The organism is Alloalcanivorax mobilis (assembly GCF_002864685.1).
Taxonomy (GTDB): domain Bacteria; phylum Pseudomonadota; class Gammaproteobacteria; order Pseudomonadales; family Alcanivoracaceae; genus Alloalcanivorax; species Alloalcanivorax mobilis.
The window spans coordinates 55,882-80,766 of record NZ_NMQZ01000023.1; the positions used below are offsets into that span (position 1 = coordinate 55,882).

The 24,885-nt window shown below is 64.9% G+C and carries 26 protein-coding genes and 1 tRNA gene; 11 read left to right on the forward strand and 16 right to left on the reverse strand.

What is annotated here, in order from left to right; genetic code table 11:
- Positions 1–23 precede the first annotated feature (23 nt).
- The 11 genes from CGS25_RS12615 to CGS25_RS12665 all read right to left on the reverse strand — a co-directional run bounded on the left by CGS25_RS12615 (position 24) and on the right by CGS25_RS12665 (position 10,137).
- Entirely contained in the window at positions 24–1,196 is a 1,173-nt protein-coding gene (locus CGS25_RS12615; protein WP_101675687.1) for an acyl-CoA dehydrogenase family protein, read from the reverse strand.
- A 9-nt stretch (positions 1,197–1,205) separates the two neighbouring features.
- Entirely contained in the window at positions 1,206–2,027 is an 822-nt protein-coding gene (locus tag CGS25_RS12620) for an SDR family NAD(P)-dependent oxidoreductase (protein WP_101675688.1), read from the reverse strand.
- Positions 2,024–2,467: a MaoC family dehydratase gene (locus CGS25_RS12625; RefSeq protein ID WP_101675689.1), complete on the reverse strand. Its 444-nt coding sequence runs from the start codon at positions 2,465–2,467 to the stop codon at positions 2,024–2,026. The genes CGS25_RS12620 and CGS25_RS12625 overlap by 4 nt, the downstream gene beginning before the upstream one ends.
- 12 nt (positions 2,468–2,479) lie before the next feature.
- Positions 2,480–2,923: a MaoC family dehydratase N-terminal domain-containing protein gene (locus CGS25_RS12630; RefSeq protein ID WP_101675690.1), complete on the reverse strand. Its 444-nt coding sequence runs from the start codon at positions 2,921–2,923 to the stop codon at positions 2,480–2,482.
- A gap of 23 nt (positions 2,924–2,946) precedes the next feature.
- Positions 2,947–4,131 carry a lipid-transfer protein gene (locus tag CGS25_RS12635; RefSeq protein ID WP_101675691.1) on the reverse strand — a complete coding sequence of 395 codons (1,185 nt, stop codon included), beginning with the start codon at positions 4,129–4,131 and terminating at the stop codon, positions 2,947–2,949.
- 167 nt (positions 4,132–4,298) lie between these two features.
- A complete protein-coding gene (locus CGS25_RS12640) occupies positions 4,299–5,357 on the reverse strand; it encodes an AraC family transcriptional regulator (RefSeq protein WP_101675692.1) in 1,059 nt (352 codons plus the stop codon).
- A 25-nt stretch (positions 5,358–5,382) separates the two neighbouring features.
- Positions 5,383–6,894: a tripartite tricarboxylate transporter permease gene (locus CGS25_RS12645; RefSeq protein WP_101675693.1), complete on the reverse strand. Its 1,512-nt coding sequence runs from the start codon at positions 6,892–6,894 to the stop codon at positions 5,383–5,385.
- Between the two features lie 5 nt (positions 6,895–6,899).
- Positions 6,900–7,409: a tripartite tricarboxylate transporter TctB family protein gene (locus tag CGS25_RS12650; RefSeq protein WP_089031960.1), complete on the reverse strand. Its 510-nt coding sequence runs from the start codon at positions 7,407–7,409 to the stop codon at positions 6,900–6,902.
- A 177-nt stretch (positions 7,410–7,586) separates the two neighbouring features.
- Positions 7,587–8,768, reverse strand: a complete 1,182-nt coding sequence (locus tag CGS25_RS12655; protein ID WP_101675694.1) for a thiolase — start codon at positions 8,766–8,768, stop codon at positions 7,587–7,589.
- Entirely contained in the window at positions 8,765–9,181 is a 417-nt protein-coding gene (locus CGS25_RS12660; RefSeq protein WP_232802396.1) for a Zn-ribbon domain-containing OB-fold protein, read from the reverse strand. The genes CGS25_RS12655 and CGS25_RS12660 overlap by 4 nt, the downstream gene beginning before the upstream one ends.
- Before the next feature lie 38 nt (positions 9,182–9,219).
- Positions 9,220–10,137: an SDR family NAD(P)-dependent oxidoreductase gene (locus tag CGS25_RS12665; RefSeq protein WP_232802397.1), complete on the reverse strand. Its 918-nt coding sequence runs from the start codon at positions 10,135–10,137 to the stop codon at positions 9,220–9,222.
- Between the two features lie 238 nt (positions 10,138–10,375).
- Between CGS25_RS12665 and CGS25_RS12670 the strand changes: the two genes are divergently transcribed.
- Genes CGS25_RS12670 through CGS25_RS12690 form a run of 5 tightly spaced genes read left to right on the forward strand, consistent with a single transcriptional unit; the run spans position 10,376 to position 15,848 of the window.
- A complete protein-coding gene (locus CGS25_RS12670) occupies positions 10,376–11,245 on the forward strand; it encodes an FAS1-like dehydratase domain-containing protein (protein WP_089031962.1) in 870 nt (289 codons plus the stop codon).
- Positions 11,242–12,636 carry an MmgE/PrpD family protein gene (locus CGS25_RS12675; RefSeq protein WP_089031963.1) on the forward strand — a complete coding sequence of 465 codons (1,395 nt, stop codon included), beginning with the start codon at positions 11,242–11,244 and terminating at the stop codon, positions 12,634–12,636. Before CGS25_RS12670 ends, CGS25_RS12675 begins: the two co-directional genes overlap by 4 nt.
- Positions 12,636–13,799: an acyl-CoA dehydrogenase family protein gene (locus CGS25_RS12680; protein WP_089031964.1), complete on the forward strand. Its 1,164-nt coding sequence runs from the start codon at positions 12,636–12,638 to the stop codon at positions 13,797–13,799. Before CGS25_RS12675 ends, CGS25_RS12680 begins: the two co-directional genes overlap by 1 nt.
- A 22-nt stretch (positions 13,800–13,821) precedes the next feature.
- Entirely contained in the window at positions 13,822–15,021 is a 1,200-nt protein-coding gene (locus CGS25_RS12685; RefSeq protein ID WP_101675695.1) for a CaiB/BaiF CoA transferase family protein, read from the forward strand.
- Positions 15,021–15,848: an HpcH/HpaI aldolase/citrate lyase family protein gene (locus CGS25_RS12690; protein ID WP_089031966.1), complete on the forward strand. Its 828-nt coding sequence runs from the start codon at positions 15,021–15,023 to the stop codon at positions 15,846–15,848. Before CGS25_RS12685 ends, CGS25_RS12690 begins: the two co-directional genes overlap by 1 nt.
- Positions 15,849–16,206: 358 nt before the next feature.
- On the opposite strand, the gene CGS25_RS12695 is transcribed toward CGS25_RS12690, so the two are convergent.
- A tRNA-Ser gene (locus CGS25_RS12695) sits at positions 16,207–16,294 on the reverse strand.
- Positions 16,295–16,462: 168 nt separating this feature from the next.
- Here CGS25_RS12695 and CGS25_RS12700 point away from each other — a divergent pair.
- From CGS25_RS12700 to CGS25_RS12725, 6 genes are all read left to right on the forward strand, one after another.
- The gene (locus CGS25_RS12700; RefSeq protein WP_089031967.1) at positions 16,463–16,744 is read left to right on the forward strand and encodes a putative quinol monooxygenase; all 282 of its coding nucleotides are present in this window, start codon (positions 16,463–16,465) and stop codon (positions 16,742–16,744) included.
- A gap of 303 nt (positions 16,745–17,047) precedes the next feature.
- A complete protein-coding gene (locus tag CGS25_RS12705; protein ID WP_089031968.1) occupies positions 17,048–17,737 on the forward strand; it encodes a Bax inhibitor-1/YccA family protein in 690 nt (229 codons plus the stop codon).
- Entirely contained in the window at positions 17,737–18,123 is a 387-nt protein-coding gene (gene tusD / locus CGS25_RS12710; RefSeq protein WP_101675696.1) for a sulfurtransferase complex subunit TusD, read from the forward strand. Before CGS25_RS12705 ends, tusD begins: the two co-directional genes overlap by 1 nt.
- The gene (locus tag CGS25_RS12715) at positions 18,116–18,424 is read left to right on the forward strand and encodes a DsrE family protein (RefSeq protein WP_101675697.1); all 309 of its coding nucleotides are present in this window, start codon (positions 18,116–18,118) and stop codon (positions 18,422–18,424) included. Before tusD ends, CGS25_RS12715 begins: the two co-directional genes overlap by 8 nt.
- The gene (locus CGS25_RS12720) at positions 18,424–18,684 is read left to right on the forward strand and encodes a hypothetical protein (RefSeq protein ID WP_101675698.1); all 261 of its coding nucleotides are present in this window, start codon (positions 18,424–18,426) and stop codon (positions 18,682–18,684) included. Before CGS25_RS12715 ends, CGS25_RS12720 begins: the two co-directional genes overlap by 1 nt.
- 27 nt (positions 18,685–18,711) lie before the next feature.
- The gene (locus tag CGS25_RS12725; protein ID WP_101675699.1) at positions 18,712–19,698 is read left to right on the forward strand and encodes a glycosyl transferase family protein; all 987 of its coding nucleotides are present in this window, start codon (positions 18,712–18,714) and stop codon (positions 19,696–19,698) included.
- 219 nt (positions 19,699–19,917) lie between these two features.
- Here the strand turns inward: CGS25_RS12725 and cysG are convergent, their stop codons facing one another.
- The 4 genes from cysG to lolA all read right to left on the reverse strand — a co-directional run bounded on the left by cysG (position 19,918) and on the right by lolA (position 24,878).
- The gene (cysG, locus tag CGS25_RS12730) at positions 19,918–21,312 is read right to left on the reverse strand and encodes a siroheme synthase CysG (protein WP_101675700.1); all 1,395 of its coding nucleotides are present in this window, start codon (positions 21,310–21,312) and stop codon (positions 19,918–19,920) included.
- 25 nt (positions 21,313–21,337) lie between these two features.
- Positions 21,338–22,630 carry a serine--tRNA ligase gene (gene serS / locus CGS25_RS12735; RefSeq protein ID WP_101675701.1) on the reverse strand — a complete coding sequence of 431 codons (1,293 nt, stop codon included), beginning with the start codon at positions 22,628–22,630 and terminating at the stop codon, positions 21,338–21,340.
- Between the two features lie 314 nt (positions 22,631–22,944).
- Positions 22,945–24,270 carry a replication-associated recombination protein A gene (locus CGS25_RS12740; RefSeq protein WP_101675702.1) on the reverse strand — a complete coding sequence of 442 codons (1,326 nt, stop codon included), beginning with the start codon at positions 24,268–24,270 and terminating at the stop codon, positions 22,945–22,947.
- Positions 24,267–24,878, reverse strand: coding sequence for an outer membrane lipoprotein chaperone LolA (gene lolA / locus CGS25_RS12745; protein WP_101675703.1), 612 nt, complete (start codon positions 24,876–24,878; stop codon positions 24,267–24,269). Before lolA ends, CGS25_RS12740 begins: the two co-directional genes overlap by 4 nt.
- Positions 24,879–24,885: the final 7 nt, after the last annotated feature.

Consider the following 24,885-nt stretch of genomic DNA (forward strand, 5'->3'; position numbering starts at 1 on the left):
CGCGTCACTGCGTCGCCCGGGGATCACTGATCCAGCGAGCGCGCCACCACCTCTTTCATCACTTCGTTGGCGCCGCCGTAGATCTTTCCTACCCGCGCATCGGTGTACAGGCGGGCAATCGGATACTCCTGCATATAGCCGTAGCCGCCATGCAGTTGCAGGCATTCATCGATCACCTGGCAGTTCAGCTGGGTGGTCCACCACTTGGCCATCGCCGCGGTCGGCACATCCAGGGTGCCGGCCAACACCCGCTCCACGCAGTCGTCCACGAAGCGTTCCGCCACCGTGGCCTGGGTGTGGCACTCAGCGAGCTTGAAACGGGTGTTCTGCAGGTCCATCAATCGCTGACCGAACACCTGGCGCTGCTGCACATAGGCCACCGTGTCGGTGATCGCCCGGCGCATGGTGGCGGTGGCCCCCAAGGCGATCAGCATGCGTTCGCGGGGCAATTGTTCCATCAATTGAATAAAGCCTCGGCCCGGCTCGCCGCCGAGCAGGTTGGCGGCGGGAACGCGCACGTCGTCGAAAAACAGCTCCGCCGTGTCCTGGCCTTTCTGGCCGATTTTTTCCAGTACCCGACCGCGCCGGAAGCCCTGCACCTGGTCGGTTTCCACCATCAGCAACGAGATGCCACGGCTGCCCTTGGCGTGGGTGTCGGTTTTCGCGATCACACAGATCAGATCAGCGTGGTAGCCGTTGGTGATGAACGTCTTGGCGCCGTTGATCACGTAGTGGTCGCCGTCAAGGCGCGCGCTGGTGCGCACCGCTTGCAAGTCGGATCCGGTGCCCGGCTCACTCATGGCGATGGCGGCCACGCGCTCGCCACTGGCCAGGCGTGGCAGCCATTGGCGCCGTTGCGCCTCGCTGCCGTAATTGAGGATGTAATGGGCAACAATGCCGCTGTGCACATTGAGGCTGAAGCTGTTCACCAAACCCCGCGCCTGTTCCTGGCAGATCACCGCTTCATGGGCGAAGTTGCCGCCGCCACCGCCGTATTCCTCGGGAATACTGGCGCACAGCAGCCCCAGCTCACCCAGTTGCGTCCACACTTCCCGGTCCGGGTAGCCCTGGGCCGCCCAGCGGGATTCGCGGGGCGCGAATTCCTGCTCAAAGATCCTGCGCACCGAGCCCTGCAGAATGCGCAGCTCGTCGTCCATCCAGCGTGGCTCTTGCCAATCACGCTCTTGGTCGTGCATATACACTCCTCAGGGGCGCCCGCCACCACAGATGATGGATTGCCCGCTGATGTAGTTGGATTCGGGGAGACAAAACAGGTACACCGCGCCGGCGGCTTCCGCGGCGCTGCCGGCGCGGCCCAGGGGAATCGACGCCTCCGCCGCTTTCAGGTTGGCCGCCTTGACGCCCACCGGAATTTCCCGGTTCTCGATGTTCACCGTGGTGCGCTGATCGGTGGCCTGGGTCAGGCGGGTGTTGATCAGGGCGAACGCCACGCAATTGACGTTGACCTTGTAACGGCCCCATTCCTTCGCCATCGCCTTGGTGAGGCCGACGATGCCGGCTTTGGCCGAGGCATAGTTAACCTGACCGGCGTTGCCCATCACCCCGGAGGTGGAGGAAATATTGACCACCTTGCGGAACACCGCCCTGCCCTGCTCCGCCTCTTTCTTGGCCTGCTCGCGCAAATAAGGCGCGGCGGCCCGAAGGATGCGAAACGGCGCGGTGAGATGCACCTCGAGAATCGCCGACCACTGCTCGTCGCTCATCTTCTGAATCACGTTGTCCCAGGTGTAACCGGCGTTATTGACGATGATGTCGAGGCCGCCCAGTTGCTCAATGGCGGTGTTGACGAAACGATCGGCGAAGCCTTCCTCGGTGACACTGCCCACGCAGGCCACCGCCTTGCCACCGGCGGCGACGATGTCCGCCACGGTCTGCCCGGCCGGTTCCGGGTCGAGGTCGTTGACCACCACGGCGGCGCCTTCGGCGGCCAGCTTGAGCGCGATTTCCCGGCCAATGCCCCGGCCGGAACCGGACACCAGCGCCACTTTATTTTGTAATGCCGTCATTGTTCTTTCTCCCGGTCCGATATCGGCAGGCACAGCACCGCCTCACCGCTGATTTTGGTTTCGCCCTGCTGATTGCGTGTCACCAGCGCCAGGGTCGCCAGCCAGTGGCCATCGACCTGTTGCAGTTCGCGCACCTCGCCAGCGCAATGGATCACTTCGCCGACCCGGGTAATGGCGGCGAAGCGCACCTGAAAGCGGCGGATCGTCGACTGCGGCACCCACTGGGTGAGCAAACGGCCCAGCCAGGCCATCGACAACATGCCGTGGGCGAACACGTCGTCCATACCAGCACGGCGGGCGAAATCGATGTCCACATGAATCGGGTTGTGATCGCCGGAGGCCCCGCAGTACAGCGCCAGATCCAGCCGGCTCACCGGCCCCGCGGTGAGCTCCGGCAACACCATGCCAACGCGCAGATCGGCCATCTTCAATTGCGTCATTTCTGGCCTCCTTCAGCCGTTGCGAACCACGGTGACACAACGCAGATCCGCCACCGTCGTGCCCTGGTGATCAACCACCCGTGTGTCGCGAACCACGAATTCCAGGGCGCCCCCTTTTTTGCTGTAAATATCGCCAATGCGCTGCTCAAAGGTGAGGCGCTCGCCGGCGTACACCAGCCGGTGGTACTCAAACCCTTGCTCGCCGTGGAGCACCTTGGCGATGTCGATGCCGAGCAGCGCTCGCAGAGCGCCGGGGTCCGGCGCCTCCATTTCCAGGCAGAACAGAAAGGTGGGCGGCACCGGCAGGTGCGGATGTCCGGCGGCGCGCGCCGCTTCCAAATCCCGGTACAGCGGGTCCTGTTCGCCTATGGCGTTAGCGAAAGCGCGCAGACGGCCCGCTTCCACCTCGGCGCTGAACGGCTCAAAACGGTGGCCGATAAAACCTTGATCGATCATTCGTACTCTCCCGACGGGCCGTTTCAGGCGTGCTGATACAGCGTCACCACGCAGGCCCCGCCCAGGCCCAGGTTGTGTTGCAGAGCCACCCGCGCACCGTCCACCTGGCGATCCTTGGCGTGTCCGCGCAATTGCCAGACCAGCTCGGTGCACTGCGCCAGGCCGGTGGCGCCCAGCGGGTGGCCTTTGGAAAGCAAACCGCCGGAGGGGTTGGTCACCACCTTGCCGCCATAGGTGTTGTCACCATCCAGGATAAAGCGCTCGGCGGTGCCGGCGCCGGTCAGGCCCAGCCCTTCGTAGGTGATCAACTCGTTGGCGGTGAAGCAGTCATGCAACTCCACCACGTCAACCTCGGCCGGGCCGACTCCGGCTTGTTCGTAGACCTGGCGGGCGGCGTCCACGGTCATGTCGTAACCGACCACCTTACGCATATCGCCGGATTCAAAGGTACTCGGTGTGTCCGTCGTCATGGCCTGAGCGGCAATGTAGACGCCGTTGTCCAGCCCGGCACTCTTGGCGAACGCCTGCGAGCACACCACCACCGCCGCCGCGCCGCAGGTCGGCGGACAACATTGCAATCGGGTCAGCGGGTCGAAGATCATCGGCGCCGCCATCACCTCTTCCACGCTCACTGGCTTGCGAAATACCGCGAACGGATTGCGTGCCGCATGTTGACGTGCCTTTACGGAAATGTGCGCGAACGTCTCGGCATTGGCACCGAACTCGCGCATGTAGTCACGGCCGGCGCCGGCAAAGAACTGCGCCGCTCGGGGCGCCGAAGGGTCATAGCCCTGGGCCCGCTCCATCGCCTCGACCAGGCCGGCCACCGCCGGGCGGCGGTCCTCGAAGGGGCTTTTCAGGGCACCCGGGTTCATTTGCTCGAACCCCACCGCCAGGGCGCAGTCCACCGCGCCGCTGGCCACCGCTTGGCGGGCCAGGAACAAAGCCGATGAGCCGCTTGAGCAGTTGTTGTTCAGATTAACGATGGGAATGCCCGACAGCCCAACCTCATAGAGCGCCGCCTGGCCGCAGGTGGAGTCGCCGTAGACATAGCTGGCGTAAGCCTGTTGCACATGGCGGTAATCGATGCCCGCGTCTTGCAGCGCCAACCGGGCGGCCTGGGCGCCCATCACGTGATAGGACTCGCTGGCACCGGGTTTGCTAAAGGGAATCATCCCCACGCCGGCCAGATACACCTTGCTGCTCATTGTCATTCTCCCGTTGGCGCTAGCACGGCGCGCCGTGATCAATTGCACCCGTGATCGATGCTGCTTGACCACAAGCATCGCCGCTGCCAGCGCGCTCACCAATGGCAGGGCGCACCAATTCCATTGGCGAAAAAAAACAGAAACCCGCGCGTGCCCCCGCGCGGATGTCAGTTTTGGCCAGCCCGCGGGCGTGCCAGCGCGCGCCGCAGGCGGGTGTAGCGGTATTCCCCGGGCGGCAGACCCGTCCACTTTTTGAAAGCCCGGTGAAACGTGCTCAGTTCCGAAAAGCCGACCCGTATCGCCACGTCCTGTAACGAGAGATCCGCGCGCGCCAGATACTCGATCGCCGCATCGCAACGCAGGCTGTCTTTGAGCCCCTGGTAACACTGCCCTTCGTCGCGCAGGCGACGGCGCAGGGTTTGCGGGGTCATGCCCAGCACTTCCCCAACCTCATCAAGGGTCGGCAGCCCATCGCTGAGGTGGCGCCTTAGCAAGCGCCGAATGCGCTCCGAACAGGACGTTTCATCGCGATACTTGACCAGCAGGTTGGCCGGCGCCTGGCGGAAGAACTCGCGGATGCTGAGGGGATTCTGGACCACCGGCAGATCCAGCCAGCGGGCTTCGAAAGAGAAACCAAAGTTTGGCTGGTTGTAGTGAATCGGTGCCTGAAAGATCAGGTTGGAATTGACACTTTGCCGTTCCGCTTCCTGGTAATTAACACGCAGCAGCGGCACCCGGCGCGCCACCAGCCAGGACGCCAGCCCCCAACTGAAGAAGGTAAAAATACGCCGGGCGTAGGAGTGGCACTCACCTTCGGCGCCGTCACTGACCGACACGGTGGCCAGATTACCGTTCACCGACAGCCGCGCGGTGAAATCGCGAAGGATCAAATGATAGAACGCAAAGCCCTTACGCAATGCCTGGCCCAGGGTTTCGCACAGAATCAGTTCACGGCACAGGTGAGCGAAGGTGCCCGGCCGCACCGGGTGGCTGCACAGGCCGAAGAATTCATCCCGCATGGTGCGGCTTAGCAGTGACAACAGCCGCGCATACTGATCCTGTGCCACCCGCGAGCGTGACGATTGCAGCAGCAGCGGCGGAATCCCGGAGCGTTTCAACAGCGCCCCGGTGTCCACGCCTTGCCGGCGCGCGCCCTCGAGAATGCAGTTCACGTGGAAAATCGAAATGGTATGCCGGGTCATGACCGGCGCCGTGCTGTCCAGCATTTCGATGTCCTCCCCTGAGTTGCGCTCAGCCCGGCACCGCCGCGCGTCGCCGTTTAATCAGCACTTTCACCAGCGGGCGTAACGCCAACAGCAGCATCAAGGCGCTGGCAACCAGCAAGGTCGCGCTCACCGGCCGTTCCATGAAAGCCCAGAAATCGCCCCGTGAAAGCAGCAGCGCCCGGCGCAGGTACTCTTCCATGCCCGGCCCGAGCACGAAGCCAAGCAACAACGGCGCCGCCGGATAACGAAACGCCTGGAGCACGTAACCAACCAGGCCAAAGAACAGCGCCACGTAAATGTCGAATACATTGTTGCGGGCGCTGTACACACCCACGCAAACGAACACCAGAATCATCGGGTAAAGGATGTGATAGGGAATCGACAACATGCGCACCCACAACCCGATCAACGGAATATTGAGCACCAGCAACAGAAGGTTGCCGACCCAGAAGCTCATGACCAGGCCCCAGAACATGTCCGGGTACTCGACCAGGAAGCGGGGGCCGGGCACGATGCCGTGCAGCATCATCGCGCCCAGCATCAGTGCCATCACGGCGTCACCGGGAATGCCCAGGGTCAGGGTGGGAATAAACCCGGACTGGGTAGCCGCATTGTTGGCCGCCTCCGGCGCGACGATGCCCTCGACCGCGCCGTTGCCAAATCGCTGCGGCTCGCGCGACAGCTTTTTTTCCACGATGTAGGACATGAACGAAGACAGCGTGGCGCCGACGCCGGGCAGCACGCCGATGGAGGTGCCCAGTACCGAACCTCGCGCGGCCGGTTTCCAGACCCGGTTCCAATCGTCGCGCTCCGGCATCATCGAGCGCAGCGTCACCGGGTTGGCGGCCTGATCGTCGCGCTTGCGGCCCACGTTGGCGAGAATCTCGCCAATGCCAAACAAACCCATGGCGATGGCAACCAGATTGACGCCATCGGAAAGCCCGGAAAGGCCGAAGGTAAAGCGATACTGCCCGGAGGTGACATCGGTGCCGATCATGCCGATCGCCACCCCGGCGATGACCATGGCGATGCCTTTCATCGGTGAGCCGCTGGACAACGACGACGACGCCACCAGCCCCATCAACATGATCGCGAAGTATTCGTAGGAACTGAATTGCACCGCGAACGCCGCCACCACCGGCGCGAACCCCATCACCACCACAATGGCGAAGGAACTGCCGATGAACGACGCGATCGCGGTCAGGAACAGCGCCACCCCGGCGCGGCCGTTGCGGGCCATGGGGAAACCATCCAGGCAGGTCACCGCCGAGGTAATGCTGCCCGGCAGGTTGAGCAGAATGGCGGCGGTGGAGCCGCCGTACATGGTGCCGTAGAAAATCCCCGCCAGCATGATCAACGCCGAAGTGGGATCAAAATGGTGGGTGATCGGCAACGCCAGGGAGATCGCCGCCAAGGCGCCAATGCCAGGCAACACGCCAACGAACGTGCCGATGGTGACCCCCACGAAACAGAACAGCAGGGTGCGAAAGCTGAGCGCGGTTTCCAGTCCCAGCGCGATATTATCAAGCAGTTCCACGATGCTTACCCCTTGAACGCGGCGAGAGGAATGCCCAGCGCGGTGATGAACAACAGCACGCTCACCACCGACATGACCAAGGCGATCGCGCCGATCGCCAGCGGGCCCAGGGTGCGATCACCCAGCGCGCTGAGGATCACCAGAGCGATCACCGCCGGCACCATGCCCAGGCGCTCGATCAGAAAGGCGAAACAGAGAATCCCCAACGAGACCATGGTGAAAGGCCGCCACGGCAGCGGCGGCGCTGGATTGCGCGAGCGCAGCACCTCCACCAGCAACGCCACCGCCACCGCGCACAACAAGCCCCCCAGCACCAGCGGAAAATAGCCGGGGCCCATGCGTCTCAGGGAACCGATGGAGTAGCCGCTGGCGATGGCGATCAAAGCGCCGCCGAGCAGGAAGAAACACACCGCGACAACGATTTCGCCGCGATTCAGCGATGCCGTGACCGGCGTTTGCCGCGGCGGCGCGGAGGCGGCGCCGTTCGCGCCAGAGGATGGATGCGGGGAGGACATCTCCGATCTCCTGTTGTTGTTATGTTCCCGGTTGAACCGGCGGTGGTACCCAGAGTGTCGGCGCGCCGCCACCCCGCCAATGGCAAGACACCTCAAAGCACATGGCGGAAACGACCAGAAAAGCGCCGCACCGCCACCATTTTTGTCAGATTTCGCCAGGGTGGCGGTGCGCCATGACTACAGCGCGGCGGCGCTGCCCAGAATCGCCGTGGACTGGCTGGACAAGGTGCCGCCGTTGCCCTGCACGATGGCGGTGTCGGCCTGCCCAGCCTGACGCTCTCCGCCTTCACCGCGCAACTGGCGCACCGCCTCGATGGTGGCGAAGATGCCGTACATGCCCGGGTGTCCCCAGGAGAGACCGCCACCATTGGTGTTCACCGGCAGCGAGCCGCCCGGCGCGATGTGGCCATCCTCGACGAAAGCGCCGCCCTCGCCCTTGGCGCAAAAGCCCAGGTCTTCCAGGAACAGAATGGTGTTGATGGTGAAGGCGTCGTAGAGCTCGGCGATGTGCATGTCTTTGGCCGTCATGCCGGCCATCTGGTAGGCCGCGGCGCCGGATTGTTTGGCCGCCGTGACGGTGAGGTCCGGCATCGAGGAAATCTGCCGGTGCCACACGGCGGTGCCGCTGCCCAGCACGTACACCGGCGGCTTGGGCAGGTCGCGGGCACGCTCCGCGCGCACCAGCACATAGGCGCCACCGCCGTCGGTGACCAGGCAGGAATCGCGCACCGTCAGCGGATCGGACACCATCCGCGAACTGAGCACCTGCTCCACGCTGAGCGGGTCGCGCATAAACGCATCCGGATTGCGTTGCGCCCATTGGCGCGCCGCCACCGCCACCGCCGCCAATTGCTCGCGGGTGGTGCCGAACTCATGCATATGCCGGGACGCCGCCAGCGCGTAGGCGGACAACGGCATCATCGGCTGATACGGGTGCTCATAGGGCTGCGGGTCCATGCGCCGGCGCGCCGCCGCCACTTCCTTGCGGTTCAGGGTCGAGGTGCGCTGGGCGCTGCCATAGCAGACCAGCACCGCGTCGCATTGGCCGCTTTCCAGGGCCAGCATCGCTGGCATCAGGTGCGCCACGAAACTGGAACCGCCGATCATGGTGCCGTCGATAAAACGGGCATTGATACCCAGATTCTCGACCACTTCCATGGGCCACATGGTGGCCAGCACGCTGGCCGTGCACACCCCATCGATGTCCTTCATGGTCAAACCGGCGTCCGCCACCGCGCGTCGCGCGGCGTTGGCGAGCAGGTCCATGTCGCTGTAACCGGGCGCTTCACCGCAACCGAAGGTGGCGACGCCGGCAATCGCGGTTTTGCCGCGCAGATGGCGCAAGCTTGAATCTGTCATTGGGCACTTCCTTTTTCCGTTTCTTGCGCATCGAACAGCAACAGGCCCTGGCCATCGCTGACCGCCACCCGCGCCCGCACCGCCATGCCGATGGCCACGGCCTGCGGCTCAATGCCTTCCACCCGGCTCATCAAACGCGGGCCTTCCTCAAGGTCAATCAATGCCACGTTGTAATCGCCACCGGCCTCGGCCCTGCGACGCACCGTGGTGGTGGCGTACACCTGGCCACGCCCGCTCGGCGCGAACCATTCCACCTCGCCGGAACCGCAGGCCGGGCACAGTTCCCGGGGATAGAAAAACGCCGTCTCACAGCGCCGGCAGCGCTGTATTTGAAAATCGCCTTCGGCAAGCCGGGCGGCGTACATCACCGCCGCCGCGCCTTCCGGTTTCACCTTGTTGTCGTCAGTACTCATGTTGGTTCCTCACCATTGTGACCGTCGCCCCGCGCTCGTCAGACCGGGTCCCAGCTGAACACGTCCGCGGAACGGTCCAGATCATGGAAGCTGGCGCGCAGCGCCGGCAGCGCATGGGAGAGCACGGTTTGCGGGGTCCAGCCATCGCCGTTGTGCACCGAGCGCACCGGGCGCGGCTGGCTGATCAGGAAAATTTCGTTGTTGCGCACCGCGAAAATCTGCCCGGTCACGTCCGCTTCATCACCGAGCAGAGTCACCGCCAGCGGCGCGATCTTGGCCGGGGTCATCTGCTTGAAGCGCTCCACGCGCTGCTTCTCCGCCTCGGTTTCCGCCGGCACCGAACCGGTCATGCGGCTCCAGGCGAACGGCGCGATGCAATTGGAACGAACATTGAAGCGTTGCATGTCCAGGGCAATCGATTTGGACAACGCCACCACCCCCAGTTTGGCGGCGGAATAGTTGGCCTGACCCAGATTGCCAATCAGCCCGGAGGTGGACGTCATGTGCACGAAGGCGCCGGATTCCTGCGCCTTGAAATGGGGCGCGGCGGCACGGCTCATGTGATAAGCGCCGTACAGATGCACGCGGATCACCGCGTCCCATTCCTGCTCGCTCATTTTGTGAAAAAAACGGTCGCGCAGAATGCCCGCGTTGTTGACCACGCCATCAATGCGGCCGAAATGATCCAGCGCGGTTTCGATAATGGCATTGGCGGTCTTGCCTTCGGCCACGCTGTCGGTGCTGGCCACCGCTTCGCCACCGGCGTCGCGGATCTCCTTGACCACCTGCTGGGCCGGACCGTCGTCCAGGCCATCGCCACTCAAGGACGCGCCGATGTCGTTGACCACCACCCTGGCGCCCTGCGCGGCCATTGCCAGCGCGATGTCGCGACCGATGCCGCCGCCGGCGCCGGTGACCACCACCGCCTTGCCTTCCAGCATAGAGTTGTCCGCCATGTTCCGCTCCCGTTCGGGGCCCCTGGGGGCCGTGAGTAAGAAAGCCTGCTCAGCGCACACGCGGAGAAAAACACCTGACCGTGAATGCGCTGGGCGCGTTGGGCTTTTCCCGTTGCCGCTTTGTGTATACTGTATACGGTATACCAAAATTCCGGAACTGCCTAGCGCGTGACCACGGAGTCCGCCAACGCCGGCGATTCCCGGTAACCCGATCAGGAATCCGATAAGGAAGACAACCATGCTTTCAGAGCAACCAGAGCAGCCGCAAAACTGGCTGGGCCATGAAGAACGCGTGGAAGAGCGGCTCGACCCCGGCGCCGTGGCGCGGGTCGCCGCCACCCTGGGCAGCGCGCCACCGGCGCCCGGCGCGGCACTGCCCTGGCTGTGGCACTGGGCGTTCTTTCAGCCCGCCCCGGCGGCGGATCAGCTGGGCGCGGATGGCCACGCCTTCACCGGGGGTTTTCTGCCGCCGATGCCCGGCCTGCAACGGATGTGGGCCGGCGGGCGGCTAACGTTCCGCCATCCTCTGATTGTCGGCGAGCCGGCGGTTCGGCGCAGCGTGATCCGCCATATCGAACGCAAGGAAGGCCGCCAGGCCGGCGCCATGACCTTTGTCACCGTGGACCATCATTACCAACAGCACGGCCGCGAGGCGATCCATGAACAACAGGATCTGGTCTATCGACAACCGCGCCCGCTGCAGGCCCGGCCCGGTGAACCCTTGCCGGCATTGGACTGGCGGCAGGAGATCACCCCGCACCCGACCTTGTTGTTTCGCTATTCAGCGGTGACATTCAACGGCCATCGCATCCATTACGACTGGCCTTACGCCACCGAAGAAGAAGGTTACGCGGGCCTGGTGGTGCACGGGCCACTGATCGCCACCCTGGTGATGAACGCCTTTCTCGATGCGCATCCGCACGCCACCCCCACCGCCATGAGCTTCCGGGGCCTGCGCCCATTGCTGTGCCCCGGCCGGTTCGTGGCCGGCGGCGTACAGGATGGCGCCGGCCGCGCCCGCGTTTTCGCCGGCGACCAGGATGGCCAGTCCCAGGCCGGCACCATCGAATATCACACCCGCGATCACCAGCAAGAGGCCCACCGATGAGCCAGCACACCGAACAACTCACCGCTTTCCTGGCCGATCTGAGTCATGCGCGGATACCGGCACCGGTGGTGGCACGCACCGAGGATCTGTTTCTCGACTGGCTCGGCTCGCTGCTGGCCGGCCGGCGGCAGCACCCGATCCCCGTGTTCAACGCCTACGCCCGGCGCATGGGCCCGGCGCAGGGCGGCAGTGAAAACCTGGTGGACGGCGGCACCACCTCGCCCTACTTCGCCGCCCTGGTGAACGGCGCCAGCTCCCACGTGGTGGAGCAGGACGATCTGCACAACAGCTCGGTGCTGCACCCCGCCACGGTGGTGTTTCCGGCGGCGCTGGCCGCCGCACAGGATCTTGGAAAAAGCGGCCGCGATCTGATTGTCGCGGCGGTGGCCGGCTACGAAGCGGGCATTCGCATCGGCGAATTCCTGGGCCGCTCGCACTATCGCATCTTCCACACCACCGGCACCGTGGGCACGCTGGCCGCCGCCGTGGCGGTGGGCAAATTGCTGGCGCTTGACCAGGCCGGCTTCACCCACCTGCTGGGCAGCGCCGGCACTCAGGCGTCCGGCCTGTGGGAGTTTCTCCGCGACGCCGCCGACTCCAAACAGCTGCACACCGCCAAGGCCGCCGCCGACGGTGTGCTGGCCGCCTATATGACCGCCGACGGTCTGACCGGCGCCAGCGACATTCTGGAAGGCGATCAGGGCCTGGCCGCTGGCCTGTCCAGCGACGCCGAGCCGCGCTGTCTCAGCGACCGTCTGGGCGAGCGTTGGGCACTGGCCGAGACCTCATTCAAATTCCACGCCTCCTGCCGCCACACCCACCCGGCGGCGGATGCTCTGCTCGATCTGATGCAACGGGAAAACCTGGACGCCGCCCAAATCAAGAGTGTCACCGCCCGTGTGCACCAGGGTGCCCTCGATGTGCTCGGCCGGGTCACCGTGCCGCGCACCATTCACCAGGCAAAATTTTCCATGGGCACGGTGCTCGGGCTGATCGCCTTGCACGGCAAGGCCGGCTTGACCGAGTTCCACCAGGTACCGCTGGACGACACCGACGTGGCGCGCTTCCGGGACAACGTGTCGATGGTGCTCGACGCCGAGGTGGACGCTGCCTATCCATTGCGCTGGCTGGGCCGGGTGGAGGTGGAAACCGTCGACGGCCGGCGTTTGCAAGGCGCCATCGACGAACCCAAGGGCGACCCGGGCAACACCCTTTCACGGCCCGAGCTGGAACAGAAATTCCGGCGGCTGGCGGCGTTTTCCGAAGCGCTCAATGACGATCAGACGGACACCCTGATCGAACGCGTCTGGCACCTGAATGAAGACGCCCCACTCCACTTTGCCATCGCCACGGCGGCAACCCCCGACGACGAACACCAGGAGACCCTTTGATGATCGAGTATGACCAGCAGGCGCTGGAATCCATCCGCGACGGCGTGCGCGGGCTGTGCGCGCGGTTCAGCGACGACTACTGGCGCGCCATCGACCAGCAACAAAGCTTCCCCGAGGAGTTCGTCAAGGCGCTCACCGACGCCGGCTGGTTGTCGGCGATGATTCCGGAGCAATACGGTGGCTCCGGCCTGGGGCTGGCGGAGGCGTCGGTGATCCTTGAGGAAGTGAACCGCTGCGGCGGCAATTCCGGCACCGTGCACGGCCAGATGTACAATATGTTCACCCTGCTGCGGCACGGCTCCGACCAGCAAAAACAGCATTACCTGCCACGCCTCGCCAGCGGCGAGCTGCGTCTGCAATCCATGGGCGTCACCGAACCCACCACCGGCACCGACACCACCAAGATCAAAACCAGCGCCGAACGGCGCGGTGATAAGTACGTGATCAACGGCCAGAAAGTGTGGATTTCCCGCATCCAGTATTCCGACCTGATGATTCTGCTGGCGCGCACCACGCCGCTGGATCAGGTGAAAAAGAAAACCGAGGGCATGTCGATTTTTCTGGTCGACCTGCACCAGGCCATCGGCAACGGCCTGACCGTGCAGCCGATCGCCAACATGGTGCACCACGTCACCAACGAACTGTTCTTCGACAACCTGGAAATTCCCGCCGACAGCCTGATCGGCGAAGAAGGCCAAGGCTTTCGCTACATTCTTGATGGCCTCAATGCCGAGCGCACGTTGATCGCCGCCGAGTGCATCGGCGATGGCCGCTGGTTCATCGAAAAAGCCAGCCGCTACGCCAACGACCGCGAAGTGTTCGGCCGGCCCATCGGCAAGAATCAGGGCATCCAGTTCCCCATCGCCGAAGCGCACATCGAAGTGGAAGCCGCCGATCTGATGCGCTGGCAAGCCTGCCAGCAATACGATTCCGGCCTTAACGCCGGCGCCAGCGCCAACATGGCGAAATACCTGGCCGCCAAGGCGTCCTGGGAAGCGGCCAACGTGTGCCTGCAAACCCACGGCGGTTTCGGCTTTGCCTGCGAATACGACGTCGAGCGGAAATTCCGCGAGACCCGCCTGTACCAGGTGGCGCCGATTTCCACCAACCTGATTCTTTCCTACGTGGCGGAACACTTGCTCGATCTGCCACGCTCGTTTTGATCCGCACGCAAGAGGCTTCGTCATGACCGATTTCACCGCCACCGAACGCCCCTTGGATGGCATTACGGTGATCAGCCTGGAACACGCCATCGCCGCGCCCTTTTGTACCCGGCAACTGGCTGACATGGGCGCCCGGGTGATCAAGATCGAACGGCCCGGCGTCGGCGATTTCGCGCGCGGCTACGACGAACGGGTACGCGGCCTGGCCTCCCATTTCGTCTGGACCAACCGCTCGAAAGAGAGCCTGACCCTGGATCTCAAACACGACGCCGCCCAACCGCTACTGGAACAATTGCTCGGCGACGCCGACGTGCTGGTGCAGAACCTGGCCCCCGGCGCCGCCGCGCGCATGGGCCTGAGCTTTGAGGCCCTGCATGAGCGCTTCCCGAAACTGATTGTGTGCGACATTTCCGGCTACGGTGAAGGCGGCCCCTACCAGGACAAAAAAGCCTACGATCTGCTGATTCAGAGCGAGGGCGGCTTTCTCTCGGTCACCGGCAGCCAGGAGGAAATGGCCAAGGCCGGCTGCTCCATCGCCGACATCTCCGCCGGCATGTACGCCTACAGCCATATCCTCGCCGCCCTGCTGATGCGCGGTAAAACCGGCAAGGGTTCACGCATCGACGTGTCCATGCTGGAAAGCCTGGTGGAGTGGATGGGCTACCCGCTTTACTACGCCTTTGAAGGCGCCGAGCCGCCGCCGCGCAGCGGCGCCGCCCACGCCACCATCTATCCCTACGGCCCGTTCGACACCGGCGACGGCGGCACCGTGATGCTCGGCCTGCAAAACGAGCGTGAATGGAAAGTGTTCTGCGAACAGGTCCTTCAGCAGCCGGCCATCGCCGAGGACCCGCGCTTTGTCTCCAACACCCTGCGGGTGCGTCACCGGGCCGCCCTGAAGGCGCTGATTCTGGGTGTATTCGCCGAACTGGACGCGGAAGATGTGATCCGGCGCCTGGAACAGGCGCGCATCGCCAACGCCCACGTCAACGACATGCGCGGCGTCTGGAATCATCCGCAGCTCGCCGCCCGCCAGCGCTGGGCCGAGATCGGCAGCCCCGGTGGCCCGCTGCCGGCGCTGCTTCCGCCCGGCCAGAGCAACGCTTTCGCGCCGCGCATGGACCCGGTGCCCGGCCTTGGCGAACACGCCGAAGCGATTCTCGCCGGCCTCGGCTACAGTGACGAAGACATCCACCAACTCCGCCAGCAGGGAGTGATCTGATGGCTCCGGCAACCGCGCCACTGCGCTCCGCCCTCTTCGTGCCCGCCAGCCGCCCCGAACGCATCGTCAAAGCACTCGCCAGCGGCGCCGACGCGGTGATCGTGGACCTGGAAGACGCGGTGCCCGCCGCCAACAAGGAGCAGGCCCGCGAGCAACTGCGGCACGCCTTGCAGACCCCCGGCGCACCCGTGTGGGTGAGGGTGAACGCCGTCACCAGCGCCTGGTTCCAAGCCGACCTGCAAGCCTGCGCCGACAGCGCCCGGGTCGCCACCATCATGGTTCCAAAAACCGAATCCCGTGGCGACCTGGAACGCGCCGGCGCCGCCGGTAAGCCCCTGTGCGCCCTGATTGAATCCGCCGCCGGCCTCACCGAACTGGCGTCGATCAGCGCCGCCCCGGGTTTACAGCGTCTCGCCTTCGGCGCCCTGGACCTGGCGCTCGACCTTAACCTGGGCCCCGGCAGCGCCGCCGGCGACCTGCTCGATGCCCTGCGCGCGCAACTGGTGGTCCACAGCCGCGCGCGCCGGTTAAACCCACCCCTGGAAAGCGTGGAAGCGGATTTCCGCCACCCACACAAAACCAGCTACCTGGCGCAACGCGCCGCGCAAATGGGGTTCGCCGGCATGCTCTGCATCCACCCCAGCCAGATTGAGCCGGTGCACAACGCCTTTCGCCCCGCCACCGAACAACTGGACTGGGCCCGGCGTGTCCTCGACGCCGTGGCCCACCACGACGGTGCCTTCCAACTGGATGGGGAAATGGTCGACGAGCCGGTGATTGCCAGAGCGCGGCGGCTGTTGGCGGAAAACGGCGAGGGGGTTAGGTAGGAACGGGCCCAGCCAGCGACCGGGTTTGATGTCCATGTGGCATGAGCCCTCTAACCGGCACGGCCAACCTGTTCCCTGCGCCAGCCCCTTGGGCCGGCTTGTCGAACCGGTGGGTTGAATCAAAGCCACCCCCTCCGCCATACAAAAAAGGCGCCCTGGGCGGAGCGGCGGGAGTAACAGAACCGTGGGCGGGGTGGGATTGATTCGCAGCCTGCGGCTGCTCACCCCTTCGGGGCGCCACCGCACGCGGCGGCGTCCTGCGCCGGCCCCTTGGGCCGGCTTGTCGAACCGGTGGGTTGAATCAAAGCCACCCCCTCCGCCATACAAAAAAGGCGCCCTGCTGGGCGCCTGTTTTGTATGGCGGAGGGGGTGGGATTCGAACCCACGGACGGTCGCCCGTCGGCGGTTTTCAAGACCGCTGCTTTCGGCCACTCAGCCACCCCTCCAATGGGCGCCAATCATACCTGAGCGGGACCGCCAGTCAACGGCGTCGGGTGCGGTTGCTCATAGATTGCGCAGTGGCGGGGCTCGCCATCCTGATCGCGCTGTGCCAGCATGCGCTTCGGTCTTTTTTAAAACAGCATTCCAGATAACAAGATAAAGGAAACAGGTCGATGATTGGTATTACCGCGATTCTCAAGGCAAGCCCGGGCAGCGGCGACGCGTTGGCTCAGGAAATGAAGAACATCGCCGCTGAAGTGGTGAAGGAAGAAGGCAATCATGCCTATAAGGTGCATCAGTCGCTGGAAGATCGTGACACCGTGATGATCTATGAGCAGTACTCTGATCAAGCGGCGTTGGACGCTCACCGTGAAAACATGAAAAGCCTGGGCGGCGGCCTGAAAGGTTTGCTGGCCGGCCGGCCGGACGTGAAACTGTTCAATCTGCTGGATTGATCCGCCGTTCCGCTCTCATTGCTTTGCAAGAACGCCGGGCCGCGCCCGGCGTTCCCCATTTGCAGGGCTCGGCGCGGATCTGATTGTTGTTCCTATCCTGTTCCCTGTGGCCCACTCCAGGGCTCGCCCCCGGATGAAAAATCAACCCCGTGGCCGGCGCTTCGCTACCCTCCGCATAGCGTTTTTTGCACTTCGCTCTACGTCAATCACATTGTCATAACCCCGTGATTTAAGAGGAGAAATCTTGATTTTGGTATCAAGGTCCCTATTATCAGGGGACATTCCTTATTGTGAGCGAAGAGTATGCGCAACCAACCGAATCCCTATGCCGCGCCTGGCCATGCGGGCAGTGGCGTTACGGTCTCTGGAGAACGCGCCGCGCAGGTGCTGAAGAACACCTACATGCTGCTGGGCCTGTCCCTGATCGCGGCCACCGGGGCGGCGATGTTCGCGATGTCCGCCAATATCGGTTATATGAACCCCTTCCTGACCATCGGCGTTTACTTTGTGCTGCTGATGGCCACCAACGCGTTGCGCAACAGCGGCTGGGGCATTCTCGCCGTGTTCGGCCTGACCAGCTGGCTGGGCTTCACCACCGGGCCGATCATCAATATGTACGCCCAGGTTCAGGGCGGCATGGAAATCGTGTCGCTGGCGCTGGGTGGCACCGCCACCATTTTCGTGGCGATGTCGGCGATCGCGCTGGTCACGCGCAAGGATTTCAGCTTCCTCACCAACTTCATCATGATCGGCGTGCTGGTGGCGTTCCTGGCTTCCCTGGTGGCGGTGTTCTTTGAGATTCCGGCGCTGGCGCTGGCGGTGTCCGCCGCGTTCGTGCTGCTCTCCTCGCTGCTCATCATGTGGCAGACCAGCGCCATCATTCATGGCGGCGAGACCAACTACATCATGGCCACGGTCACGCTGTTCGTATCGATCTACAACCTGTTCCTGTCCCTGCTCAATATCCTGACGGCCCTCAGCGGCAACGATTGATGCGCTTCAGCGTACTGGTGACCGCCGGCCCTCAGCGGCCGGCGGCCCTCACCGGTTTGCGCACCGTCGAGGCGGTGCTGCGTTCCCGCCACCAACTTCACTGCGTATTCTTCTACGGCGAAGGCGTGCACCTGGCCAATCGGCTGGCGCGCCGCGACGACGATGCGGTCTGTGTGCCCCGCGATTGGCAACGGCTGGTGGAGACCCGGGCGCTGCCAGCGGTGGTGTGCGTGGGCGCGGCGCTGCGGCGTGGCGTCACCGATGCCGCCGAGGCGCACCGTGCTGGCTTGCACGGCGACAATCTGGCCCCCGGCTTCCGGCTCGCCGGCCTGGGCGACTGGGTCGAGGCGCTGCGCGGCAGCGAACGGGTGGTGCATTTTGGCTGATTCCCTGTTGTATCTGATCAACCAGCCCCCCGGCGGTGATGCCGGCTGGCGCGAGGCGGTGGAGATGGCGCTGACCGGCGCCGCCTTCGGTCAGCTCACGGTGGTCTGGTTGCAGCGCGTACCGATGCTGACCTTATCACGGCGCGCCGATGCCGCTGAGCTGATCGCCGAGTTGACTGGCTTTGGTGTGCGTTGCGTGGCCGATGGCGGGCTCGACGTCACCGTGCCCGGCGTGGAAGCGCTGCAACCCGAGGCGTTGTCGGCGCTGCGCGCGGAGGCCGCTCAGGTGGTGGTGCTCTGATGCTGCATTTGATTGCCTTCGACGACCCGCATGGCGATCTGGCCACGGCCTGCCTGGCGCTGTATCAGGACGGCGATGTCTGTGTTTTCATGGATCGCGGTGTGTTGATCGCCGCCGAATTTCCCCGCCGCGGGCCCGCCTATCTGCTCGACGGATCAGAGGCGCCGGCACGATGCCCCGCCGATCTGACGGTCATCGACCCGGATCGCCTGATCACACTGATCGCCGAGCACGGGCCGGTCACTGGCTGGTATCCTTAGCCTTCCTGACCCGCTCTGGACATTCCCATGCAAGAACATCCCTTTGCGCTCTATGTACGCACCCTGGGCCGTGGCAAGCGTGCCCGCCGCAGCCTGACCCGCGAGGAAGCCGCCGACGCCATGGCGATGATCCTGCGCGGCCAGGCGCAACCGGCACAAGTCGGTGCCTTCCTGATGCTGTTGCGGGTCAAGGAAGAAACCGCCGAAGAGCTGGCCGGCTTTCTGGACGCCTGCCGGGTGGTGTGCGAGCAGCGCCTACAGGGCTTTCCCGCCGTGGACGTGGACTGGCCCAGCTACGCGGGCAAGAAAAAACACCACCCCTGGTATCTGCTCGCCGCCCGCCTGCTGGCCGACAGCGGCCTGCGCATACTGATGCACGGCGGCCCGGCGCACACCCCCAACCGCCAGTACAGCGACGGCATGCTCGCCGAACTTGGGGTGATGCTGCCCGAGAGCATCGACACCGCGGCCGCCCAGTTAGAGACGGAAGGGCTCGCCTATCTGGATGTGGACCAGTTCTGCGCGCCGCTTGGCGAATTGCTGATGATGCGTTTCGAGCTGGGCCTGCGCTCGCCGATCAACACCCTGGCGCGCAGCCTTAACCCGGCCGGCGCCACCCTGTCGATGCAGAGCGTGTTCCACCCGGCCTATCTGGAATTGCACCTGGGCGCGGCGCGCGCCTGCGGCGATCAGCATCTGTTGCTGTTCAAGGGGGAAGGCGGCGAACTGGAAATCCGCCCGGACGCGCGCACCGCCTTGACCGGCCTGCGCCATGGCGAGCTGGCGGAAGGCGTGCTGGAAGCGGCCTTGCCCCGGCAAACGCCACCGGGCCAGGTATCGCCCGCCCACGCACGGGCGGTGTGGCGCGACGAAGCCCAGGACGACTACGGCGTGGCGGCGGTGCACAAGACCGTCGCGGCAGTGCTGTGGGGGCTGGAAAAAGCGGCCAGCCTGGAGGAAGGTGAACAGGCCGCAAAGGCCCTGTGGGCGGCCCGTGATCGGGGGGTTTTGTAGGGGGTTAGGGTTGAAAGTTAAAAGTTAAAAGTTGAAACGCGGGCGGGACCCCACAAGACGGCAAGGCCGTGCTCGCGCTTAAAGGAGCTCAACCACTCGCGGCAGCCTCCCACGGCCACGACCTTTTAACTTTTAACTTTCAACGGGCTCTCGACCGGCACGGCCCCTCCGCCACGCTATCTTGGCTTGCAGCCTGCAGCTTGCAGCTTGCGACTGAACCTACGCCTCGCCAAACCACCGATAGCGCGGATGCAAGCTGACCACGCTGCCAACGATGATCAACGTGGGCGCGTGGATCTCTCGGCTTTCAATCGCCGCCGGCAGGTCCGCCAGGGTGCCGGTGATCACCTCCTGGGCGTCGGTGGTGCCGCGGGACACCAGCGCCACCGGCGTGCCGGGCTCGCGGCCGTGGGCCACCAGTTGCTCGCAGATCTCCGCCAGCCCCACCAGCCCCATGTAGAACACCAGCGTTTCCTGGGGCGCGATCAGGTTGGGCCAGTCCAGATCGACGCTGCCGTCCTTGCGGTGGCCGGTGACGAACCGCACCGACTGGGCATGATCCCGGTGCGTCAGGGGTATGCCGGCGTAACTGGCGCAGCCACTGGCGGCGGTGATGCCCGGCACCACCTGAAACGCGATGCCCGCCGCGACCACCTTTTCCAGCTCTTCGCCGCCGCGGCCGAAAATAAACGGGTCACCGCCTTTTAACCGGCATACGCGCCGGCCCTGGCGGGCATAGTGCACCAGCAGATCGTTGATGTTGTCCTGGGGCAAGGCGTGCAGGTCACGGGCCTTGCCCACGTAAACTTTTTCGGCGTCGGCGCGGGCCAGGGCCACCACCTCCGGCGCCACCAGCCGGTCGTAGAGCACCACGTCCGCTTTCTGCAGCAGGTAGAGGGCGCGGAAGGTGAGCAGGTCCGGATCGCCGGGGCCGGCGCCGACCAGATACACCTCGCCGACCGGCGCCTCCGTCGCCGCCGGTTCGGCGGCTTCGATGGCCGCACGCAGCGCCGCCTCCGCGTCGGACTGATGACCCGAGAGCACCTGCTCCACCAGCGGGCCGTCAAGCTGGCGTTCCCAGAACGCCTCGCGGGCTTTGCGTGCCGGCAAGCGCCGCGACAGCGACTCCCGGAACTGCCCGATCAACAACGCCAGCCGCCCCCAGCGCGCCGGCAGCCAGGCTTCCAGCTCGGCACGCAAACGCCGCACCAGCACCGGCGAGGCGCCGGACGAGCTGATTGCAACGAACAGGGGGTCGCGGTCGATCAGGGCGGGAAACACGAAACTGCTCAAGCGTGGCTGATCGACCACGTTCACCGGCACGCCCCGCTGGGCACACAGTCCGGCGATGTGGCTGTTGACGGTGCCGTCGTCGGTGGCGGCCACCACCAGGCGGGCGCCGTCCAGGTCACCCTCTTCAAAGCGGCGCGGGTGGCACACGCCACCGCCCTGCTCCACCAGCTCGCCCAGATCCGCGCGCCAGGCCGGCGCCACCAGCCGCAGCCGCGCACCGGCGCGGGCCAGCAGGCGGGCTTTGCGCAGGGCGGTGTCGCCACCGCCGGCCAGCAACACCGTCTCGCCGGCCAACTTCAGGCCCAACGGCAGGAAATCCATGGCTACTCCTGATTCAGCCGTGCCATCAACGCAGACAATCGCGACCGCGCATATAAGGCCGCAGGGCCTCCGGCACGGTCACCGACCCGTCTTCATTCTGATAGTTTTCCAGAATCGCCACCAGCGCCCGGCCCACCGCCAACCCGGAGCCGTTCAACGTATGCAGCGGTTCCGGTTTGCCGGTGTCCGGGTTGCGCCAGCGCGCCTGCATGCGGCGCGCCTGATAAGCACCGAACGTGGAGCACGAGGAGATTTCCCGATAGCGGCCCTGGCTGGGCAGCCACACTTCAATGTCGTAGGTCTTGGCGGCGGAGAAGCCCAGGTCACCGCCGCACAGGATCACCACCCGGTACGGCAGATTCAGCGCCTTCAGCACCGCCTCGGCGTGGCCGGTGAGCGCCTCCAGCGCCGCCTCGGAATCCTCGGGCCGCACCAGTTGCACCAGCTCCACTTTCTCGAATTGGTGCTGCCGGATCATGCCACGGGTGTCGCGGCCGTGGCTGCCGGCCTCGGAACGGAAACACGGCGTGTGGCACACATAGCGGCGCGGCAGCGTCTCCGCTTCCAGAATTTCCTCGGCGGCCAGGTTGGTGACCGGCACCTCGGCGGTGGGAATCAGATAGAGCTCGCGCTCACCCTGCATCTTGAACAGGTCTTCCTCGAACTTAGGCAACTGGCCGGTGCCGCGCAGTGCCTCCGGGCCGACCAGATAAGGCACGTAAAGCTCCTGATAACCGTGCTCGCCGCTGTGCAGATCAAGCATGAAATCAATCAGGGCCCGGTGCAGGCGGGCCAACTGGCCGCTCATCACCGCGAAACGGGCGCCGGAGAGTTTGCTGGCACGCTCGAAATCCAGCGCGCCTTCGGCCAAGGCCTCACCCACATCGACGTGGTCACGGGGCTCGAAATCGAACGCCCGTGGCGTGCCCCACTGGCGCACTTCCACGTTGTCGTCTTCGTCCTTGCCGGCGGGCACGTCGCTGGCCGGGGCATTGGGCACGCCCATCAGGAAATCGCGGATTTCATCCTGGATCGCCTTGGCCCGGTTCACTTCGTCGTCAAGCTGCGCGTCGATTTCCTGAAGAGTCTCGGCCACCCTGGCCTTGGCCGCGTCCACGTCGAGGCCGGATTTGATCAGCTCACCAACCTGCTTGGAGGTCTTCTTGCGCTGCGCCTGCAGCTCCTGGGAGCGCACGTCCGCGTCTTTGCGGCGCGCGTCCAGGGCGTTGAACGCCGGCAGGTCCAGATCGTAGCCCTTCTTTTTCAGAGCCTCGCGGAGAGCCTCGCCGTCCTGGCGCAGCGCGCGGATATCAAGCATGTTCGATCCCCTCGGGAGTAATCGGTCGTTCGGTTAGCGGCCTCAACGCCGGGCCGCGAAGTTTAGCAAAAAGCGCCGGGGTCGGCTGCAAGGCAGTTGCCGGCTAGGAGTTGAAAGTTAAAAGTTAAAAGTTAAAAGTTAAAACGCGGGCTAAGCCGGGGAAGGCGACAAAGGCCGTGCCCACGCACCGGGTATGGCTCGATCCGTTCCGATCACCAAGCCACGGTAGGGCTTCACCGCCACGCCTTTCAACTTTTAACTTTCAACTTTCAACCGCCTGCCAAACGGCACGGCCTCTCCCCCAGCATGGCCCCTCAATCCTCATACCGCCGCCATTCACTGTCGGCGTTCTTTTTGCGCAGCGCGCGCAGTTTTTCGGCGATGCGGATTTCCAGGCCGCGTTCCACCGGCTCGTAGAGGCGGGTGTCGCGCAGTTCGCTGGGGAAATAGTTTTCGCCGTCCACGAAGGCGTCTGGGAATTCGTGGGCGTAGTGGTATTCGGCGCCGTAGCCTTCGTTCTTCATCAGCTTGGTGGGGGCGTTGCGCAGGTGCAGGGGCACTTCGTTGCTGGGGTTGGCGCGCACCAGGGCGCGGGCCTGATTGTAGGCGTTGTAGACGGCGTTGCTCTTGGGCGCCACCGCCAGGTAGGCAACCGCCTGGGCGACGCTCAACTCGCCTTCCGGGCTGCCCAGGCGCTCCTGCACGTCCCAGGCGTTGAGCGCCAGGGTGAGCGCGCGCGGGTCGGCGTTGCCGATGTCCTCGCTGGCCATGCGCACCACCCGGCGCGCCAGGTACAAAGGGTCGCAACCGCCATCCAGCATGCGCGCGAACCAGTACAGGGCGGCGTCCGGGTCGGAGCCGCGCACCGCTTTATGCAGAGCGCTGATCTGGTCGTAGAACAGGTCGCCGCCCTTATCAAAACGGCGCACCGAGTCCCGCAGCACCTCGGCCATCAACGGCCGGTCGATGCGCGGCTGCTCGGCATCGGCCAGGTCCACGGCCACTTCGAGAAGGTTGAGCAGACGCCGGGCGTCGCCGTCGGCGTAGCCGAGCAGCATCTCGCGGGCGTCGTCTTCGATCACCACGCCCTTGAGTTCCGGGCAGGCCAGCGCGCGCGCCAGCAGGTCGGCCAGATCATCCTGTTCCAGGCCACGCAGGCGGTAGACCCGGGCCCGGGACAACAGCGCGTTGTTGAGTTCGAACGAGGGGTTCTCGGTGGTGGCACCGATAAAGATCACGGTGCCTTCTTCCACGTGGGGCAAGAAGGCGTCCTGCTGGGCCTTGTTGAAGCGGTGCACCTCGTCCACGAACAGTACGGTGCGGCGGCCCTGGCCAAGCCGGGCGCGGGCCTGATCCACCGCCGCGCGGATGTCCTTGACGCCGGAGAGCACCGCCGAGAGCGTGATGAACTCGGCGTCCACCGCCTGGGCCAGAATCAGCGCCAGGGTGGTTTTGCCGGTGCCCGGCGGCCCCCACAGAATCATTGAGTGAAGCTGGCCACGCTCGACCGCCTGGCGCAGCGGTTTGCCCGGCCCGACCAGGTGGCGCTGGCCCACGTACTGGTCCAGGCTGGCCGGGCGCAGCCGCGCGGCCAGCGGCTGCGCGTCCACCTGGTGCGGGTTGCCGAACAGGTCGTTCATTGCTGACGAATAACGTCGGTGCCCGCCGGCGGCTCGAAGTGGAAACGGTCCGTCCGGGGCGCCTGATTGAGCTTAAGGCCACGGAAATCGATCACCGTTTTCTGGCCGAGCGCGTCTTCCAGACGCATGGACGCCGGCTTGTTGCCATTGAACGTCACGTCCAGGGTGTCGAACAGCGGGTCACTGGCCTTGGGTTTGAGCCGATAGGTGACGCTGTCGCCCTGGCGGTCCTGTTCGGTGATCGTGAACGCCTTGGCTACGCGCGCCGGCTCGCCGCCGAACAGCAGCGCCGGGGTCTTGCTGATCTCGGCGCCCAACGGCCGCACCACCACCTGCTCCAGATCCACGTCGTAGACCCACACGGTTTTGCCATCGGACACCGCCAGTTGCTCGTAGGGCATTTCGGTGTGCCAGTAGAAACGGTTGCCGCGCGCCACTTCCATGCTGCCGCGGGCAGTCTGCATTTTGGTGCCGTCCTTGCCGAGCACCACCTGGTCGAAGCCGCCGGCCATGCTGTTCAGGCCCGAAAGCCGCTCCAGCAGATCGTCGGTGGCCGAGGCCAGCGCCAATGAGGGCAGCAACAGCATGGCAATCAGAAATTTACGCATTCAGTAT

Bases quoted from the DNA above. Each gene is read 5' to 3' on its own strand.
- CGS25_RS12725 (WP_101675699.1), top strand. From the start codon at position 18,712: ATGCAAGAACATCCCTTTGCGCTCTATGTACGCACCCTGGGCCGTGGC.
- CGS25_RS12625 (WP_101675689.1), bottom strand. From the start codon at position 2,467: ATGACGCAATTGAAGATGGCCGATCTGCGCGTTGGCATGGTGTTGCCG.
- CGS25_RS12740 (WP_101675702.1), bottom strand. From the start codon at position 24,270: ATGAACGACCTGTTCGGCAACCCGCACCAGGTGGACGCGCAGCCGCTG.
- CGS25_RS12635 (WP_101675691.1), bottom strand. From the start codon at position 4,131: ATGAGCAGCAAGGTGTATCTGGCCGGCGTGGGGATGATTCCCTTTAGC.
- CGS25_RS12630 (WP_101675690.1), bottom strand. From the start codon at position 2,923: ATGATCGATCAAGGTTTTATCGGCCACCGTTTTGAGCCGTTCAGCGCC.
- cysG (WP_101675700.1), bottom strand. From the start codon at position 21,312: ATGGATTTCCTGCCGTTGGGCCTGAAGTTGGCCGGCGAGACGGTGTTG.
- CGS25_RS12615 (WP_101675687.1), bottom strand. From the start codon at position 1,196: ATGCACGACCAAGAGCGTGATTGGCAAGAGCCACGCTGGATGGACGAC.
- CGS25_RS12675 (WP_089031963.1), top strand. From the start codon at position 11,242: ATGAGCCAGCACACCGAACAACTCACCGCTTTCCTGGCCGATCTGAGT.
- CGS25_RS12670 (WP_089031962.1), top strand. From the start codon at position 10,376: ATGCTTTCAGAGCAACCAGAGCAGCCGCAAAACTGGCTGGGCCATGAA.
- CGS25_RS12705 (WP_089031968.1), top strand. From the start codon at position 17,048: ATGCGCAACCAACCGAATCCCTATGCCGCGCCTGGCCATGCGGGCAGT.
- CGS25_RS12665 (WP_232802397.1), bottom strand. From the start codon at position 10,137: ATGGCGGACAACTCTATGCTGGAAGGCAAGGCGGTGGTGGTCACCGGC.
- CGS25_RS12620 (WP_101675688.1), bottom strand. From the start codon at position 2,027: ATGACGGCATTACAAAATAAAGTGGCGCTGGTGTCCGGTTCCGGCCGG.
- CGS25_RS12700 (WP_089031967.1), top strand. From the start codon at position 16,463: ATGATTGGTATTACCGCGATTCTCAAGGCAAGCCCGGGCAGCGGCGAC.
- CGS25_RS12720 (WP_101675698.1), top strand. From the start codon at position 18,424: ATGCTGCATTTGATTGCCTTCGACGACCCGCATGGCGATCTGGCCACG.
- CGS25_RS12650 (WP_089031960.1), bottom strand. From the start codon at position 7,409: ATGTCCTCCCCGCATCCATCCTCTGGCGCGAACGGCGCCGCCTCCGCG.
- CGS25_RS12685 (WP_101675695.1), top strand. From the start codon at position 13,822: ATGACCGATTTCACCGCCACCGAACGCCCCTTGGATGGCATTACGGTG.
- CGS25_RS12660 (WP_232802396.1), bottom strand. From the start codon at position 9,181: ATGAGTACTGACGACAACAAGGTGAAACCGGAAGGCGCGGCGGCGGTG.
- CGS25_RS12690 (WP_089031966.1), top strand. From the start codon at position 15,021: ATGGCTCCGGCAACCGCGCCACTGCGCTCCGCCCTCTTCGTGCCCGCC.
- CGS25_RS12655 (WP_101675694.1), bottom strand. From the start codon at position 8,768: ATGACAGATTCAAGCTTGCGCCATCTGCGCGGCAAAACCGCGATTGCC.
- CGS25_RS12680 (WP_089031964.1), top strand. From the start codon at position 12,636: ATGATCGAGTATGACCAGCAGGCGCTGGAATCCATCCGCGACGGCGTG.
- lolA (WP_101675703.1), bottom strand. From the start codon at position 24,878: ATGCGTAAATTTCTGATTGCCATGCTGTTGCTGCCCTCATTGGCGCTG.
- tusD (WP_101675696.1), top strand. From the start codon at position 17,737: ATGCGCTTCAGCGTACTGGTGACCGCCGGCCCTCAGCGGCCGGCGGCC.
- CGS25_RS12640 (WP_101675692.1), bottom strand. From the start codon at position 5,357: ATGCTGGACAGCACGGCGCCGGTCATGACCCGGCATACCATTTCGATT.
- serS (WP_101675701.1), bottom strand. From the start codon at position 22,630: ATGCTTGATATCCGCGCGCTGCGCCAGGACGGCGAGGCTCTCCGCGAG.